The organism is Chromatiaceae bacterium (genome assembly GCA_024235395.1).
Classification (GTDB): Bacteria; Pseudomonadota; Gammaproteobacteria; order Chromatiales; family Chromatiaceae; genus Thiosocius.
This window is the reverse complement of record JACKMK010000001.1, coordinates 1,071,059-1,086,301: the sequence shown is the minus strand read 5'-3', so window position 1 is coordinate 1,086,301 and position 15,243 is coordinate 1,071,059. Positions and strand designations below refer to the sequence as shown.

The 15,243-nt window shown below is 64.8% G+C and carries 14 protein-coding genes; 7 read left to right on the top strand and 7 right to left on the bottom strand.

Annotated features, from left to right (window positions below; genetic code table 11):
* Window positions 1-21: 21 nt before the first annotated feature.
* Entirely contained in the window at window positions 22-480 is a 459-nt protein-coding gene (locus H6955_05140; GenBank protein MCP5312917.1) for a hypothetical protein, read from the bottom strand.
* Window positions 481-491: 11 nt separating this feature from the next.
* Window positions 492-815, bottom strand: coding sequence for a hypothetical protein (locus tag H6955_05135; protein MCP5312916.1), 324 nt, complete (start codon window positions 813-815; stop codon window positions 492-494).
* A 151-nt stretch (window positions 816-966) separates the two neighbouring features.
* Here H6955_05135 and H6955_05130 point away from each other — a divergent pair, with 151 nt between their 5' ends.
* A complete protein-coding gene (locus H6955_05130; protein MCP5312915.1) occupies window positions 967-1,686 on the top strand; it encodes a response regulator in 720 nt (239 codons plus the stop codon).
* Window positions 1,683-2,990: a HAMP domain-containing protein gene (locus H6955_05125; GenBank protein MCP5312914.1), complete on the top strand. Its 1,308-nt coding sequence runs from the start codon at window positions 1,683-1,685 to the stop codon at window positions 2,988-2,990. The genes H6955_05130 and H6955_05125 overlap by 4 nt, the downstream gene beginning before the upstream one ends.
* Before the next feature lie 81 nt (window positions 2,991-3,071).
* Here the strand turns inward: H6955_05125 and H6955_05120 are convergent, their stop codons facing one another.
* Both H6955_05120 and H6955_05115 read right to left on the bottom strand, forming a co-directional pair.
* A complete protein-coding gene (locus tag H6955_05120; GenBank protein MCP5312913.1) occupies window positions 3,072-3,707 on the bottom strand; it encodes a DUF2202 domain-containing protein in 636 nt (211 codons plus the stop codon).
* 111 nt (window positions 3,708-3,818) lie between these two features.
* The gene (locus H6955_05115) at window positions 3,819-4,151 is read right to left on the bottom strand and encodes a hypothetical protein (GenBank protein ID MCP5312912.1); all 333 of its coding nucleotides are present in this window, start codon (window positions 4,149-4,151) and stop codon (window positions 3,819-3,821) included.
* Between the two features lie 334 nt (window positions 4,152-4,485).
* Here H6955_05115 and H6955_05110 point away from each other — a divergent pair, with 334 nt between their 5' ends.
* On the top strand, window positions 4,486-6,153 hold the full coding sequence (locus H6955_05110) for a hypothetical protein (protein ID MCP5312911.1): 1,668 nt from the start codon (window positions 4,486-4,488) through the stop codon (window positions 6,151-6,153).
* A gap of 102 nt (window positions 6,154-6,255) precedes the next feature.
* Here H6955_05110 and H6955_05105 read toward each other — a convergent pair whose 3' ends face one another.
* A complete protein-coding gene (locus H6955_05105; protein ID MCP5312910.1) occupies window positions 6,256-6,867 on the bottom strand; it encodes a hypothetical protein in 612 nt (203 codons plus the stop codon).
* Window positions 6,868-7,119: 252 nt separating this feature from the next.
* On the opposite strand from H6955_05105, the gene H6955_05100 reads away from it, so the two are divergent.
* Window positions 7,120-9,414, top strand: coding sequence for an RNA-binding transcriptional accessory protein (locus tag H6955_05100; GenBank protein ID MCP5312909.1), 2,295 nt, complete (start codon window positions 7,120-7,122; stop codon window positions 9,412-9,414).
* A gap of 92 nt (window positions 9,415-9,506) precedes the next feature.
* Here H6955_05100 and H6955_05095 read toward each other — a convergent pair whose 3' ends face one another.
* Entirely contained in the window at window positions 9,507-10,118 is a 612-nt protein-coding gene (locus H6955_05095) for a hypothetical protein (protein MCP5312908.1), read from the bottom strand.
* A gap of 204 nt (window positions 10,119-10,322) precedes the next feature.
* Entirely contained in the window at window positions 10,323-11,126 is an 804-nt protein-coding gene (locus H6955_05090; protein ID MCP5312907.1) for an outer membrane beta-barrel protein, read from the bottom strand.
* A gap of 390 nt (window positions 11,127-11,516) precedes the next feature.
* On the opposite strand from H6955_05090, the gene H6955_05085 reads away from it, so the two are divergent.
* The 3 genes from H6955_05085 to H6955_05075 all read left to right on the top strand — a co-directional run bounded on the left by H6955_05085 (window position 11,517) and on the right by H6955_05075 (window position 15,222).
* Complete coding sequence (locus tag H6955_05085; protein MCP5312906.1) at window positions 11,517-12,068, top strand: hypothetical protein; 552 nt, start codon at window positions 11,517-11,519, stop codon at window positions 12,066-12,068.
* A gap of 287 nt (window positions 12,069-12,355) precedes the next feature.
* Window positions 12,356-12,790 carry a host attachment protein gene (locus tag H6955_05080; GenBank protein MCP5312905.1) on the top strand — a complete coding sequence of 145 codons (435 nt, stop codon included), beginning with the start codon at window positions 12,356-12,358 and terminating at the stop codon, window positions 12,788-12,790.
* 44 nt (window positions 12,791-12,834) lie between these two features.
* Window positions 12,835-15,222 carry an AAA family ATPase gene (locus H6955_05075; GenBank protein MCP5312904.1) on the top strand — a complete coding sequence of 796 codons (2,388 nt, stop codon included), beginning with the start codon at window positions 12,835-12,837 and terminating at the stop codon, window positions 15,220-15,222.
* The last annotated feature ends 21 nt before the right edge of the window (window positions 15,223-15,243 follow it).

The window sequence follows — 15,243 nt, the reverse complement described above, 5'->3', positions numbered from 1 at the left end:
CAACCGCCGGTGGGCGTGATCTCACCGACCGCGGCCGCCAGCCGCCGCGTTGCCGCCGTTCTGAGCCGGGCCCGCGCGGTTCACGCCAGTGCCGGTACGCGGTCGGGATTCGCCACGATGTCCCGTCGTGTTGCCGCGGTTGCCGAATGCGCCACTGCCACCTTGCGGTCCGCTGCCGATCCCACCGGACGCATTCTGTGGAATGCCGCCGAACGCGCTTCCGCCGCCCTGCGACGCATTGCCCGGGGCGCCCGTCGGGACCTGCCCGGCGTTGCTGCCGCTATCCTGCAGGCGACGCCGGTTGTAGCGGTTCTCGTAGCCCATGCCGAACCAGGTCCACGAGGTGTCGTCCTCGAGCGAGGGTCCCGCGGCCGGAGCCGGCGTGCCCGGCCCGGCAGCGTCCGCAGCGGCGACCGACGCCGCCGAGAGTGCGATTGCGCTGCCGAGCAACAGGCCGGATCTGTCGAATTTCCACCACATCGGTCTATGTCTTAACGGCGTCCCCGCCCCTGCATGCTACCCGAGCCGCCACCAAACGGCGTCTGCCGGTTTTCATGGCGTTCCTGGTAGCGGTATTCCATGCGTTTGTCGGCACCCGCCGCATCGGGGTTCTGATTGACCCGCAGACGCTCCTGTTCGCGCGTCTTGGCCGCCGGCTGGCCGGTCTGTGCCCCGGCCCCCAGCCTCAATGCGGTCCCGGCGACGCCTTCCGGATTGTAGCCGGGGTTCGGCCCGGAAGCCGCCTGTGCGACGCCGAGCGCGCCGACCAGTGCGATCACGCTCAGTCCTGTGATGATCGGAGAATGGGTGTTCATAGTCTGATACTCCTCAGCAAACCTGTTCGTTCCGAGGGTTATGCTATGAAAGAAGCGTTTCAGGCCGAATTCACGTTTGGACCAGTATGTAACAACATGTTTCCAACCCGTGCCGTTGCACCGGACGGCCGGGCGAAGGGCCAGGGAAGATATGGATGAGCAGACCGCGATATTGATCGTCGACGACGATCCGAAGCTGCGAGACCTGCTGGCGCGTTACCTGGGGCAGGAGGGTTTTCGCGTCACGGCGGTTGGCAACGCCCAGGAGATGGACGCGGCGCTGGCGCGCTCCGGGTTCGATCTGCTGGTGCTGGATCTGATGCTGCCCGGCGAAGACGGCCTGTCGATCGCCCGGCGCCTGAGTGCATCGAGCCGTATGCCGATCGTCATCCTGTCGGCGCGCGGTGAAGACGTGGACCGTATCGTCGGGCTCGAGGTGGGGGCCGATGACTATCTGCCGAAACCGTTCAACCCGCGCGAACTGCTGGCCCGGATCCGGGCAGTGCTGCGCCGGCATGCGGGTGGCAATGCCCGGGACGACGCGCACGATGCCTACCTGAGTTTTGCCGGCTTTCGTCTCGACCTGGCGGCGCGACGCCTGTTGCACGGCGACCAGGAGGTCGAACTGACCGCCGGTGACTTCGCGTTGCTGGAGGTGCTTGCGCAACATCCCAACCGGGTGCTGACGCGCGACCAGCTGGTGGACATGATCAAGGGCTACGATCGTTCGCCTTTCGACCGCAGCATAGACGTGCGGGTCACGCGCCTGCGGCGCAAGATCGAGGACGACGCCGCGCACCCGCAGTTCATCCGGACCGTCTGGGGCAAGGGTTACATGTTCACCCCGGCCGGTGACCAACGTCCGACGTGACGCGACCATCGCTCAGTCTGTTTCAGCGCACCGGCCTGACGCTGGCGCTCGGACTGGGCATCTTCTCGATGTTTGCGTTGTTGGTGGTGCGCTATTACGTCACCCAGCCGGTGACCGAACGGGCCGCCGAGGAACTCGCCGCACTGCTCGAGTTCTCGGCGAAGGTCTGGGTGGAGCTGCCACCGTGGACACGCAACGACTACGAACTGGAACTGAAGTCCCGGCACGGTCTGCTCGTGCAGCCGTCCATCGACCCGTTGCAGCCGCTGTCGCAGCAGCCGGAATACCTGGAGATGTTGGCCGGGGCACTGGCGCGCAGGGTGGAACAGCCGCTGACGCTGATGGTCGACCCCGACCGGCCGGGTTGGTACTGGGTCGATCTGCCAGTCGGTGGACAGGTGCTGCGGCTCGGATTCGAACAATCGCGGTTGCGACAACACATCCCGACCGCGCTGCTGCTGCTCGGCGGTGCGGCGTTGGCATTCGTGCTGCTCAGTACCTTGCTCGTCGTGCGACATGTCACGCGACCGCTGTCGCGGCTGCAGCAGGCGGTCCGACGCCTGGGAAGGGGTGAGTCGTTCGATGCGCTGCCCGAGACCGGCACCACGGAGCTGGCCCAGTTGGCCCATCGGATCAATCGCGCGGAGCGCGAGGTGCGCGACCTGATCGCCAACCGCACCACGTTGCTGGCCGGGATCTCGCATGATCTGCGGACACCAATCGCACGCATGCAACTCGAGCTGGCGTTGCTCGAGGGCCAAGCGGCGCCGGACCTGCTGCAGCAACTCGCCAGCGATCTGGACGAGATGGAGAGCCTGATCCAGCGGACCCTGGAACTTGCCCGGGGGCTGGATCGGCGCGAGGCGAGCGATGGTTTGTTGGGTGAAGTCGCTGCGTCTCTGCGGCAGGACTACGCGCGTGCCGGCGAGTCGCTGAGCTGGGCGCTGCCGCGGGAATGCCCGGTGCTGGTGCCACCCAAGGTGTTCAAACGTGTGCTGGGCAACCTGATCGACAATGCGTTGCGGTATGGGGCCGACCAACCGGTGAGCGTATCCGTCGAATGCAGGCCTGGCCGGGCTGTGGTCAGCGTAAGGGATCACGGGCCGGGCATACCGGCGGACCAACGCGAGGCCGTGCTGCGGCCGTTCCACCGCTTGGACAGTTCGCGCAGTCGGGACACAGGGGGGTCGGGTCTCGGCCTGGCGATCGTCAATCAGCTGTGCACCGCGTACGGATGGACACTGGTCCTTGCGGATGCACCGGGTGGAGGCCTGTTGTCGACCGTGGAGTTCGCTTCGGACTGATCCCGGTCCGGTGGTCGGCGATCAAGGAGCTCGTTTGGCCGCCGGCGCGATCAACGCGTGCCGGCGGCCGAAAGGCGCAAATCAGCGCAGCCTGCGCGCTCCCGGCGTACCGCGCTCGGTCGGCGCGTCCACGATCTCCGACAGCTCGGCAAGCGAGAGCACCTGCGGCTCGTAGACCACGCCGAGTCGCTCGAGTTGGCCGACGTAGGCACGCAGGTGATTGCGTGAACCACGCAGCAGATGTTGGTAGACGGCCTGCATCGCCGTCTCGTCCGTGGCATCGATCGCCTCCTGGATGTCACGGATGTCGGTCTCTTCGATCAGCGCCCCCACGCGCAGCGCGTCCTCCAGCGAACGGGTGCCCGTGTCGGTCAGTGTGACGAACCAGTCGGCGAGCCCGGGATCCTGGAAATCACCGACCGCGTCCGATGTCACCGGGTCGGGAATCCCGTACTGGGCAAGCAGGCGGGCCATCGCGTCCATGTGCGTCTGTTCGGACTGTGCGATGTTGCTGAAGATGCGCTGTCCCCAGACCAGGAACATCGCCCGGTAGACGTCGCGTGCGAGTTTCTCTTCTTCACGCATGAAGCGTGCGGTCTCGATCTCGCCGGCGTCGAGTGTGGTGGTCGTGATGGGGGCACGGTTGGGACCGGCCGCCTGTGCTGTGGAAACAGCGAATGCAAGCGCGGTGGACAGGATCAGCGTGGTTATTCTCATTGAGGCGATCTCCAAGGGACTGGGCGGGCGGCGACAGCAGTCGCGGCCGGTGATTGCAGCCGGTTCGTCGCGGCGCCGGAAGCGCGCAGCGGCGGTCGGCCGTGGCTTCCGTCAGCGGCGTTGCGTAATCGTCAGGAAGACCTCGCCGCTGGGGTCGAACGTGATGTCGACCGCCACCTCGCCGTCGAGCATCGATGCGTATTCGAGCAGGCCGTCGTCGATCATGTTTTCGAGTGTGCGCAGCGAGCGGGTGCTGACCACGGTCTCGGTGGTTGTGCTGCCCATGTCGTCGAACGTCATATCCGCATGTGGTGTGTCCGCCACGAGACCGTCGATCATCTCGTAGACCTCGGGATCGACGATATCCGCCGCGGGGTGGTGGGCGAATACCGGGAAGGCGGCGATAGCGCCGGTCAACAGGCCTGCGACTAGGAGTTTCTTCATCGTTGTTTCCTTGAGCTTTGCGAGGTGTTGGGTCGCCCGACGGTTACCCGTACGCCGGCTTCGGCGACGGGGCGGGTGTGCAACTCGATGTATTTAAAACACTTTGCCGCACAGCTGTTTCGTGGGTGTTTCCGAGGTCCGGACGAATGTTTCAAGATGTTTCGTGTGCCGCGCCGGCGACCGCTCGGTCGAAGCGCCGTCCGGTCGCGCCGGTCGACCGCGGGCACGGCGTTCGCCGAAGACAGCCGTCCGATGCGGTGTTACCGTTTCCCGATCAGTCGGAGGCGCAGATGTGCTGCGCGGGGATGAAAGCGATGTACGTACCGGAGTATCGATGAAGCACCTGCGGTGGTTTCCGACAGCAGCGTTGTACCTGCTGTGGCTCGGCCTGGTGCCGTGCGTTCTGGCGCAGCAAAACGGGGCGCCGGGAGATGCACTGACCGACACCCTGCGAACGCTCACGAACACGGTGACGCTGCGCGACGAGTTGCGGGCCGATATCAACGCGACGAAGAAGGCGATCGCCGAGGCCCAGTCGGAACTCGAACGTGCCGATCTCAACAAGCGCCTGGAGAAGCAGGAGGCCGACCTGCAGACGGTCCGGCGGAACTTCGAGGCGATAGCGACCGGCGTGGACGCGGGGAAACTGCGTTCCACGAGTGCCGAGGAGTTCGACTTCCAGAAGGAACTGTTCGCACTGTTGCGTCCGGCGATCGACGAGATGAAGGAGATGACGGCGCACGTCCGCCAGAAGGCGGACCTCCGGGAAAAGATCGCCTACTACAACGAACGCATGCCGACCATCGAGCAGGCGATCGCCAACCTGGAACGGCTCGCAGCCCAGACCGAGGACGCGGTGCTGTCGACGGCGATCGCCGGCGTGCTGGGCGATTGGAAGCGGCAGTATGCGTTCATGAACAGCGAGTTGCAGACCGCCCAGCTGCAGCTCGCCAAGCTGGTCGAGTCCGAGACCTCGATCGCGGAGGCCTCCCAGGGTTACCTCAAGTCGTTCTTCCAGAAGCGCGGGCTCTACCTGACCGAGGCGCTGTTGGCGGTCTTCGTCGTTCTGCTCGCATCGCGCTACAGCTACCGGGCGCTGCGGCGCTACCTGCCGGGATTCCGTGCGAAGCACCGCAGCTTTCGCATCCGCCTGATCGAGTTGATCCACCGCACCCTGACCTTCCTGTTGGTGATCGTGGGCCCCATGGTCGTGTTCTATGTCGTCGAGGACTGGGTGCTGTTCAGCGTGGGATTGTTGTTGCTGATCGGCGCCGCGCTCGCGTTGCGCCAGACGATCCCGCGCTATTGGCAACAGATGCAGATCTTTCTGAATGTCGGTGCGGTCCGCGAGGGCGAGCGGCTGTATCTCGACGGCATTCCGTGGGTGGTCGAGGAAATCAACATCTTCTCGACGCTGTACAACCCGGTCGCGGACATCCAGCAGCGCCTCCACCTGCAGAACCTGGTGTCGTTGAAGTCGCGACCGGTGAAACCGGATGATCCCTGGTTTCCGTGCCGCAAGGGCGACTGGGTGATCCTGAAAGACGGCGTCAGAGGCAAAGTCGTGGGGATTTCGCCGGAGATGGTCCAGCTGGTCGAGCGTGGTGGCGCCAAGATGACCTATCTGACGTCGGACTTCCTCGCCGAGTCGCCACGCAACCTGTCTCCCAGTTTCCGCATAAAGGAGGCCATCGGTATCAGTTATGCGTTGCAGAAGGAGGCGACCGGCAGCGTGGTGTCGCGCCTGCAGGAATATGTGCAGGCACGCCTCAAGGACGAAGGCTATGCGGACCAGCTGGTCAACCTGCGGGTCGAGTTCTGTCGCGCGGGGGAATCATCCCTCGAACTGGTGGTGATCGCCGACTTCAAGGCCGAACTGGCGGATCTGTTCAACCGCTTGCGGCGCGCGATCCAGCGCTATTGCGTCGATGCCTGTAGCGAATTCGGCTGGGAGATCCCATTCCCGCAGATGACGCTGCACGGCACGGTGCAGCGCGGTTGACGCGGACTGACCGAGAGGTCGCGGCACTGCATAGGCGTGTTGCGCGGACAAAAAAGGGGCCGCCGTCGTCCCTGACAGCGGCCCGCGTGGGGGTGGATGGGATCAGTCGACCGAACCGGCGCTGAGTTTCTGGCTGTTGAGCAGGCCGGACTGCGACTGGCTCATGCGGTTGACGGTGGCGTGTGCGTTGACCGAGCCGATCACGTTGGAACCCTCGACCGAAGCGATGTTGGCCTTCTGCTTGTTGAGCAGGCCGCTCTGGGTCTGGGTAGCCGAGTTGACGCGTGCATGCGTCTCGACCGAGCCGATCACGTTCGAGCCCTTGACCGAGCCGGCGTTGAACTCCTGCTTGTTGAGCAGGCCGCTCTGACGCTGCGAGACACGGTTGATGGTGCTGTGGGTCTCGACCGAGCCGATGACGTTGGAATCCTTGACCGAGCCGGCGTTGAGCTCCTGCTTGTTGAGCAGGCCGGACTGACGCTGGTCAGCGCGGTTGATGCGGGCGTGGGTCTCGACCGAGCCGATGACGTTGGAATCGCTGACCGAGGCGAAGTTGGCCTCCTGCTTGTTGAGCAGGCCGGACTGGGTCTGGCTGGCGCTGTTGATGCGGGCGTCGGTCTGCACGCTGCCGATCACGTTGGAAGCCGAGTGAGCGGCGCCAGCGGCGATGAACAGGGTGGCGAAAGCGGCGGCGAAGGTGGTTTTCTTGAACATGGTCTCTCTCCTGGTAACAGATGGTTGGTTAGTTCAGGTCGGTGTCAGTGCCGGCCTGTTGGAGAGAATCTTAGGGGGCCCCCGCAAAACCCCCATTGAACCAGGACGCACCCCCGGTGTGACTTTTTCACAGGGGGCGCCGCGACCTGCGGGGCGTCTCCCGCCGGGGTCCCGCGGTTGAATCGGCGGGTTTTTCCTCCGCACGGCTTGGTGTAGATTGGCGCCCCCGATTTCACCAGTGAGGAGAACTGCGTGCTGCCACCCATCGCCGAACGGATCGCCCAGGAAATCGCCGTCGCGGCACCTCAGGTCGAGGCCGCTGTCGCACTGCTGGATGACGGCGCAACGGTACCGTTCATCGCGCGTTACCGGAAGGAGGCCACCGGCGGACTGGACGATGCGCAGCTACGCACTCTGCAGGAACGACTCGGTTATCTGCGCGAATTGGAGGAACGCCGCGCGACTGTCCTCAAATCCATCGACGAACAGGGCAAGCTGACCGCGGCGCTCGAGGCCGAAGTGCTCGCCGCCGATACCAAGACCCGCCTGGAGGACATCTACCTGCCGTACAAGCCGAAGCGGCGCACCAAGGCGCAGATCGCGCGCGAGGCCGGCATAGTGCCCCTGGTAGAGGCGATACTCGCCGATCCGGAAAGCGATCCGACGCAGCTGGCAGGTGACTACCTGAATGCCGAGGCGGGATTTGCCGACGTCAAGGCGGTACTCGAAGGGGCACGCCAGATCCTGATGGAGACCTGGGCCGAGGACGCCGAACTCAGTGGCGAGGTGCGTGACTGGTTGTGGGACAACGCACAGCTGAAGAGCAGCGTGATTCCAGGCAAGGAACAGGAAGGTGCAAAGTTTTCCGATTACTTCGATTTCAGTCAGGCAATCAAGGCGATCCCGTCGCACCGCGCGCTGGCGTTGTTTCGTGCGCGCAACGCCGGCGTGGTCTTCCTCGACCTGGCGATCGACGAGGACGAGACCGGGCGCAGTCAGCCTGAACGCATGATCGCCGCGCGCTTCGGTATCCGTGACGAAGGACGCGCCGCAGACCCCTGGTTGCGCGACAGCGTGCGCATGACCTGGCGCGTCAAGCTGCTGACCCGCCTCGATCTGGAGTTGAAAAACCGGCTGCGGGAGGCCGCCGAGATCGAGGCGATCAAGGTGTTCGCAGCGAATCTGCACGACCTTTTGCTGGCCGCGCCGGCCGGTCCCCGCGTGACCCTGGGCCTGGATCCGGGTCTGCGTACCGGGGTCAAGGTCGCGGTGGCCGATGCGACCGGCAAGGTCGTTGCGACCGACACGATCTATCCGCACGCGCCCAAGAATCAGTGGGACGCATCGGTTGCGACGCTCGCCAGGCTCGCCAAGACGCACGCGGTCGAACTGGTCGCAATCGGCAACGGCACGGCCTCGCGCGAGACCGACAAGCTGGCGGCCGACCTGATCAAGCGCCATCCTGAGCTGCGCCTGAGCAAGGTCATGGTCAGCGAGGCGGGTGCCTCGGTGTATTCCGCCTCGGAACTCGCCTCCAACGAGCTGCCAGGCATGGACGTGTCGCTGCGCGGCGCGGTGTCGATCGCGCGGCGTCTGCAGGATCCGCTGGCCGAACTGGTCAAGATTGATCCGAAATCGATCGGTGTCGGCCAGTATCAGCACGACGTCGGCCAGACGCAGCTCGCGCGCAGCCTGGACAATGTCGTCGAGGATTGCGTGAACGCCGTCGGAGTGGATGTGAACACCGCCTCGCCCGCGCTGCTCGCGCGGGTCGCCGGTCTGTCGACCACGGTGGCCGACAATATCGTGCAGTTCCGCGACCAACATGGCGCATTCGCAGACCGCCAACAGCTCAGGCAGGTGCCGCGGCTGGGTGACAAGACCTTCGAGCAGGCGGCGGGATTCCTGCGCGTGATGGGTGGTCGCAATCCCCTGGATGCCTCGGCGGTGCACCCCGAGGCCTACCCGGTGGTCGAGCGTATCCTGCAGCGCAACGAGCGAGCGATCGGCCAGGTGATCGGAGACGGTGCCTTTCTACGCCGGCTCAAGGTGACCGAGTACACCGACGAGCGGTTCGGTGCACCGACCGTTCAGGACATCATCACCGAACTCGAGAAACCTGGACGGGATCCACGACCCGAGTTCAAGACCGCTGCCTTTCAGGAAGGGGTCGAGACACTGGCCGATCTCAAGCCGGGGATGGTGCTCGAAGGCGTGATCACCAATGTGACCAATTTCGGCGCCTTCGTCGATATCGGCGTGCATCAGGACGGTCTGGTACATATCTCGGCATTGAGCGACAAGTTCGTGAAGGATCCGCGTGAGGTCGTCAAGGCCGGCGACGTGGTCAGGGTCAAGGTGATCGATGTGGACCTGGGACGCAAGCGGGTGGGGCTGTCGATGCGTCTCGCTGACGAACCCGGCGCTGCCGAGCCGCGCACTGCGCCGCGTGGCGCGCGTCGTACGCCGCGGCGAGACACGCGTGAGCGGCCCAGCCAGCCGCAGGGCGCTCTGGCGGCAGCGTTCGCGAAGGCGCGCAAGGGTTGAGTGGAAGGTCGCGGCACTGCGTAGGCGTGTTGCGCGGACAAAAAAGGGGCCGCCGTCGTCCCTGACAGCGGCCCTGGTTGGGGTGGATGGGATCAGTCGACCGAACCGGCGCTGAGTTTCTGGCTGTTGAGCAGGCCGGACTGCGACTGGCTCATGCGGTTGACGGTGGCGTGTGCGTTGACCGAGCCGATCACGTTGGAACCCTCGACCGAAGCGATGTTGGCCTTCTGCTTGTTGAGCAGGCCGCTCTGGGTCTGGGTGGCCGAGTTGACGCGTGCATGCGTCTCGACCGAGCCGATCACGTTCGAGCCCTTGACCGAGCCGGCGTTGAACTCCTGCTTGTTGAGCAGGCCGCTCTGACGCTGCGAGACACGGTTGATGGTGCTGTGGGTCTCGACCGAGCCGATGACGTTGGAATCCTTGACCGAGCCGGCGTTGAGCTCCTGCTTGTTGAGCAGGCCGGACTGACGCTGGTCAGCGCGGTTGATGCGGGCGTGGGTCTCGACCGAGCCGATGACGTTGGAATCGCTGACCGAGGCGAAGTTGGCCTCCTGCTTGTTGAGCAGGCCGGACTGGGTCTGGCTGGCGCTGTTGATGCGGGCGTCGGTCTGCACGCTGCCGATCACGTTGGAAGCCGAGTGAGCGGCGCCAGCGGCGATGAACAGGGTGGCGAAAGCGGCGGCGAAGGTGGTTTTCTTGAACATGGTCTCTCTCCTGGTAACAGATGGTTGGTTAGTTCAGGTCGGTGTCAGTGCCGGCCTGTTGGAGAGAATCTTAGGGGCCGCCCGCAAAACCCCCATTGAACCAGGACGCACCCCCCATGTGACTTTTTCACGGCGGTGCCGAACGGGCGATTCCGCCTGACGCACCCCGGGGCCCGAGTGCGTCGGCGGACGCGTGGTGGACAGTCAGAAGCGGAACTGCAGATAGGCCTCGAAGCCGTTATAGCGATATTCCGCGGCGGCTTCGTAACGACCCTTGTCGACGCTGAGGTCGATGTTGTACCAGGTGTAACCGAGCCCGGCGCCGATGTAGTCGGTCAGCCAGTAATCCGTCTGGATGCGAAAGTCGCTCAGCCTGCCGGAGTAGTCGTCGTAGTCGAGTCCGAAGTACTGGGCGTGACCACCCACGTACCATTTCGGTGTGATCGCGTAGTCTGCGCGGATGCCGAATACCGGCAGCGGTCCGGACGCGGTTTCGGCCTCCGCGGCCGATGCCACCGGGCTTGGCGAGCCACCGGGCGGCGTCACCACCGCACTGCCTGCATAGCCGATCCGGGTGTCGAACCAGTGCACGCCGACGGTACCGGCAATCTCCAACTGTTCGGTCTTGTAGAACGAATAGCCGTAGCTGATCGGTATCAGCGTCCAGTCGAACTCGGTTTCGATCCGCGTGCCCGCATCGAACTCATAGGTGCCATCCTCGGTGTCGACGACAAAGCTGCGGTCGTTGATATCGGACGCATCCCGCTTGAAGCTGTAGTAACCGAGCATCACGCGGTGGCGTGGCGCGAAACGCCAGGTCAGCTCGCCGCGGAAGGTCGTCTGGTCGGCGTCCAGACCGAGTGCGTCCTCGAGACTGACCGAAGTCCCGCCGTTCGGCCCGGAAAGTTTCACGTTGCTGTCGAAGTCGCTCAGAAAGCCGCCGAGTTGGAGCTTGAACTGCTCTTCGCCGAAACCGATGTCGGCCACTGCAGTGGAACAGGTCAGCATCGCTGAGACGATCCCCCCAATCGATGGAAGTCTGGATACGAGTGGGGCAGTGGTGCGCGACATGGATTCGGTCCTCTCTGTTGTAAGGTCCATCGCGGGTTCGATGTCCCGCGGGAGTGTCTCTTCAAGCTATCGCAAATGGTGCATTTGGCAAGCTCCGATGCTGCGGGAGTGGTTCCGTCCCGGCGCACCCGGATCCCTTGCAGACGAACCGGGTTCGGAATTCGCGCGGCGACAGGCCGGTCGGCGTGGACCGGCAGCGCCCGTTTCCCTTAGCATCGGCCGTGGGCCTGCGGAAGGCGCGGAAACAGCCAACCCTCGGTCCGCAACACACCGCGCCTGTCTTGGCGCGGCACGCATCCCGTAACTACTATGACTCACGGAGGAGCCATGGACAAACAACAACAAAACAAGATCATCGAGGCGGCGGACCTGTTCAACAAGGCGCTGCGCAAGCTCGTGGTGGTCGACGGCGGCATCCATGCCGAGACCATCATCGCCGCCGCGTCACGCATGGCCGGGACCATGCTGTTTCGCTCGTTTCCCCCGCAGTTTGCACAGATCGAGCCGGGGACACCGGTGGTATCGGACGAGGCAGACAGCCAGGGTCCGGCACTGATGCAGACGATGTTCGCCACCCTGAGGCAGCTCGGGCATACGGATCTCGACGAACACGGTCTCGGCGGCGCCCGTGAGAGCACGTCGCTGGCACGCCTGTCGCTGGCGCAGACCCAGCAGACCCTCGAGCCCTGGTGCCGCAAGATCATGCAGGCCAGCGGGCTGTCGTTCCGCGAGATGGCGGTCGCCGCGGCGGTGACCGCCGGTCTGTTGATCCACGATTGCGCATCGGTGCTGCCTATCCATTCAGGCTGTTCGATCGCCGTTCATGGTATGGTCGAGGCGCTGAAGACCGCCCCGCAAGCGCTTGCCACTGAGGGCTGAGGCGAACCGGGTGAGCCGGGCCCCCGGGCCCTTCCGTGGGGTTCTGGCGGACCGGTTTGCCCGGCTACACTCGGCTGGAGTCGACGCTGCGCAACGGCGCGCGGGGTTGTCCACCGGAAACGGTCGGGCGCCCACTTGTCGGCTGTCAAACAAGTTCGAGATTGCGCTTACCGCGACGCTTCGCAAACCTGTAGCGTGAAACTGAAGGGTGCACTGGGTGCCCCGCCGGTCAGGCCTCACCACCGGTCTCCAAGGGGCCGCTTATCGACACTGGGAGGACGCGAATCATGAGCAAGATCTGGGTCGTTGTGGCCGATGCCAGCCGCGCGCGCATCTTCACTGCCAGCAAACCGGCTGATGGTCTCACCGAGGTCGAGACCCTGAGCAACCCGGAAGGCCGCCTGCACGAAGGTGACCTGGTCAGCGACCGCGGCGGGCGCATCAGCGCCGGCGAAGGTGCCCGACACGGCTACGGAGCCGGCAGCTCGGCGAAAGACGAGACCATCAATCGCTTCGCGGCGACCGTGTGCAAACACCTCGAGCGTGGTCGCAACAGCCGGGCGTTCGGCAAGTTGTACGTGGTGGCGGCACCGCAGTTTCTCGGGATGATGCGCAAGCACCAGTCGGACCCTTTGCGCGGCCTGATCAGCGACGAGATCGCGACTGAATTGACCACGCAGTCGGCGGAACGCATTCGAGCGCAGCTACCGGAGTTTCTGTGACGGGCGATGTTCCCCACCGGAACCGTGGCGAGGGTGGCAAACCGTTGACGCCTTTGCCGGTCGACCGGCTCACCCGGCGGTGTGATGTCGAGGCGCTCGACTTCGCCGATACGACTGAAATCCAGCCTCACGAAAATGCACTCGGTCAGGAGCGCGCGCTCGCAGCCATCGAGTTCGCAACAGGCATCGAGCGCAGTGGTTACAACCTCTATGTCATGGGCTCGCCGGGCGTGGGGAAGCACAGCCTGGTGCACCGGTTGCTGGACGACCGTGCCGCGCACGCGCCGGTACCGGCCGACTGTTGCTATGTGGCCGATTTCGCCCGTCCAGACCGGCCACATGCCCTGTCCCTGCCCGCCGGGCGCGGTGCCCAGTTGCAGCACGATATGCGTCAACTGGTCGAGGATCTGCTTTCGGCGTTGCCCGCTGCCTTTCAGAGCGAGGAATACCGGCGTCGCGCGCAGGAGATCCGTGACGAGTTCAAGCAACGCGAAGATGCCATGGCCGCCAAGCTGGCGAAGGTCGGTGAGCAGCGCAGCATCGCCCTGGTGTCGACCCCGGCCGGCTACAACCTGCTGCCGCTGAAGGACGGCAAGGTGCTCAGCCCGCCCGAGTTCGAGGCGCTCGCCGACGACGAGAAGGAAAACATCGGCAAGGCCATGGAGGCGATGAAGGAGGAGTTGCGCAGCGCACTCGGCCAGATTCCGCTGTGGAAGCGCGAGATGCGCCAGCGCTTCCGCGAACTTGACGCCGACGTGACCGAGCTGACGGTGGGCCAGTTGATGGTCGAGCTGGAACGCCGATACGGCGATCTGTCCGGCGTGCTCGACTATCTGCGCACGGTGCGAACGGACGTCATAGAGCACGGCGACGCGTTCCTGCCGGACGAGGGTGCCGACGGGCCGTCCGCCGATGATGCACGCTTCACCCGCTATCGGGTCAACCTGATGGTGGATCACGCTGGGCGTCAGGGCGCGCCGGTGGTCTACGAAAGCAACCCGAACTATCAGAACCTGTCCGGACGGATCGAGCACACCGCTCATCTCGGTACCCTGACCACTGATTTCACGTTGATCAAACCCGGTGCACTGCATCGCGCCAACGGCGGCTACCTGTTGCTCGACGTCGACAAGCTGCTGCCCAATCCGTTCGCATGGAGCGCCCTCAAACGCGCGCTGCGTGGCGAACAGATACGCATCGAGCCCGCGGGCCGTCTGCTCGGCCTGATGGAGACCGTATCGCTGGAGCCGGAACCGATTCCCCTGCAGGTGAAGGTCGCCCTGCTCGGCGAGCGCGACCTCTACTATCTGTTGAAGGCCTACGATCCGGAGTTCGGCCCGCTGTTCAACGTGGTCGCCGACTTCAACGAAGACGTGCCGCGTGATGCGCAGCGTGAGATGGCGTATGCGCAACTGATCGCGACAGTGCAGAAGCGCGAGACGCTGCGCGCAGTCACCCGTACCGGTGTCGCGCGGGTGATCGACTGGGCGGCACGTCACGCCGGCGACGGCGACAAACTTTCGTTGCACCTGGGCAGCCTCACCCGGCTGCTGCAGGAGGCGGATCACTTTGCCGCGCGTGCGGACAGCCCATCGATCGACGTCGCGCACGTTCAGCAGGCGATCGATGCCCAACTCGAGCGAACCGGTCAGCTGCGCAGTCGCCTGAAAGAGGCGATCCTGCGTGACACCCTGCTGATCGATACCGACGGGCGCCAGCTCGGTCGGGTGAACGGTCTCGTCGTGATCCAGGCCGGCGATCAGATGTTTGGCTCGCCGACCCGGATCAGCGCCACCGCACGGATCGGCAATGGCGAGGTGGTCGACATCGAGAGCGAGGCCGAAATGGGTGGTGCGATCCACGGCAAGGGCGTGATGATCCTCTCGGCCTACCTCGCGAACCGATACGCTCGGCATCAGCCGCTTTCGGTGGCCGCGAGCCTGGTATTCGAGCAGTCATACGGCAGGGTGGAAGGCGACAGCGCGTCTCTGGGCGAGCTGTGCGCGCTGCTTTCGGCAATCGGCGACCTGTCGATCGACCAGTCGATCGCGGTGACCGGTTCGGTCAATCAGCACGGCGAGGTGCAGGCAGTCGGCGGTGTCAACGAGAAGGTGGAGGGCTTTTTCGATATCTGCGAGGCGCGCGGTCTGACGGGCCGCCAGGGTGTCGTGATACCCGCCGCGAACACGCACGACCTGATGCTGCGCGACGACGTCTGCGACGCGGTCGCCGCGGGACGTTTCAGTGTCTTTGCCGCACAGCATGCCGACCAGGTGATGGCCTTGCTGACCGGAATGCCGGCCGGCAACCCCGACGGGCAGGGGCTGTACCCACCGGACAGCTGCAATGGCCGCATCCAGATGCGGTTGATCGAGTGGACCGCGATGCGTCAGCAGTACTCGGCCGCCGGCAGCCAGTCACCCGGCGGTTGACCGGTGTGCCGCCGGCGAGGC

What these genes read in the sequence shown, in the direction of transcription:
- H6955_05140 (MCP5312917.1), bottom strand. Translation starts at nt 480, where the DNA reads ATGTGGTGGAAATTCGACAGATCCGGCCTGTTGCTCGGCAGCGCAATC.
- H6955_05135 (MCP5312916.1), bottom strand. Translation starts at nt 815, where the DNA reads ATGAACACCCATTCTCCGATCATCACAGGACTGAGCGTGATCGCACTG.
- H6955_05130 (MCP5312915.1), top strand. Translation starts at nt 967, where the DNA reads ATGGATGAGCAGACCGCGATATTGATCGTCGACGACGATCCGAAGCTG.
- H6955_05120 (MCP5312913.1), bottom strand. Translation starts at nt 3,707, where the DNA reads ATGAGAATAACCACGCTGATCCTGTCCACCGCGCTTGCATTCGCTGTT.
- H6955_05115 (MCP5312912.1), bottom strand. Translation starts at nt 4,151, where the DNA reads ATGAAGAAACTCCTAGTCGCAGGCCTGTTGACCGGCGCTATCGCCGCC.
- H6955_05110 (MCP5312911.1), top strand. Translation starts at nt 4,486, where the DNA reads ATGAAGCACCTGCGGTGGTTTCCGACAGCAGCGTTGTACCTGCTGTGG.
- H6955_05105 (MCP5312910.1), bottom strand. Translation starts at nt 6,867, where the DNA reads ATGTTCAAGAAAACCACCTTCGCCGCCGCTTTCGCCACCCTGTTCATC.
- H6955_05095 (MCP5312908.1), bottom strand. Translation starts at nt 10,118, where the DNA reads ATGTTCAAGAAAACCACCTTCGCCGCCGCTTTCGCCACCCTGTTCATC.
- H6955_05090 (MCP5312907.1), bottom strand. Translation starts at nt 11,126, where the DNA reads ATGCTGACCTGTTCCACTGCAGTGGCCGACATCGGTTTCGGCGAAGAG.
- H6955_05085 (MCP5312906.1), top strand. Translation starts at nt 11,517, where the DNA reads ATGGACAAACAACAACAAAACAAGATCATCGAGGCGGCGGACCTGTTC.
- H6955_05080 (MCP5312905.1), top strand. Translation starts at nt 12,356, where the DNA reads ATGAGCAAGATCTGGGTCGTTGTGGCCGATGCCAGCCGCGCGCGCATC.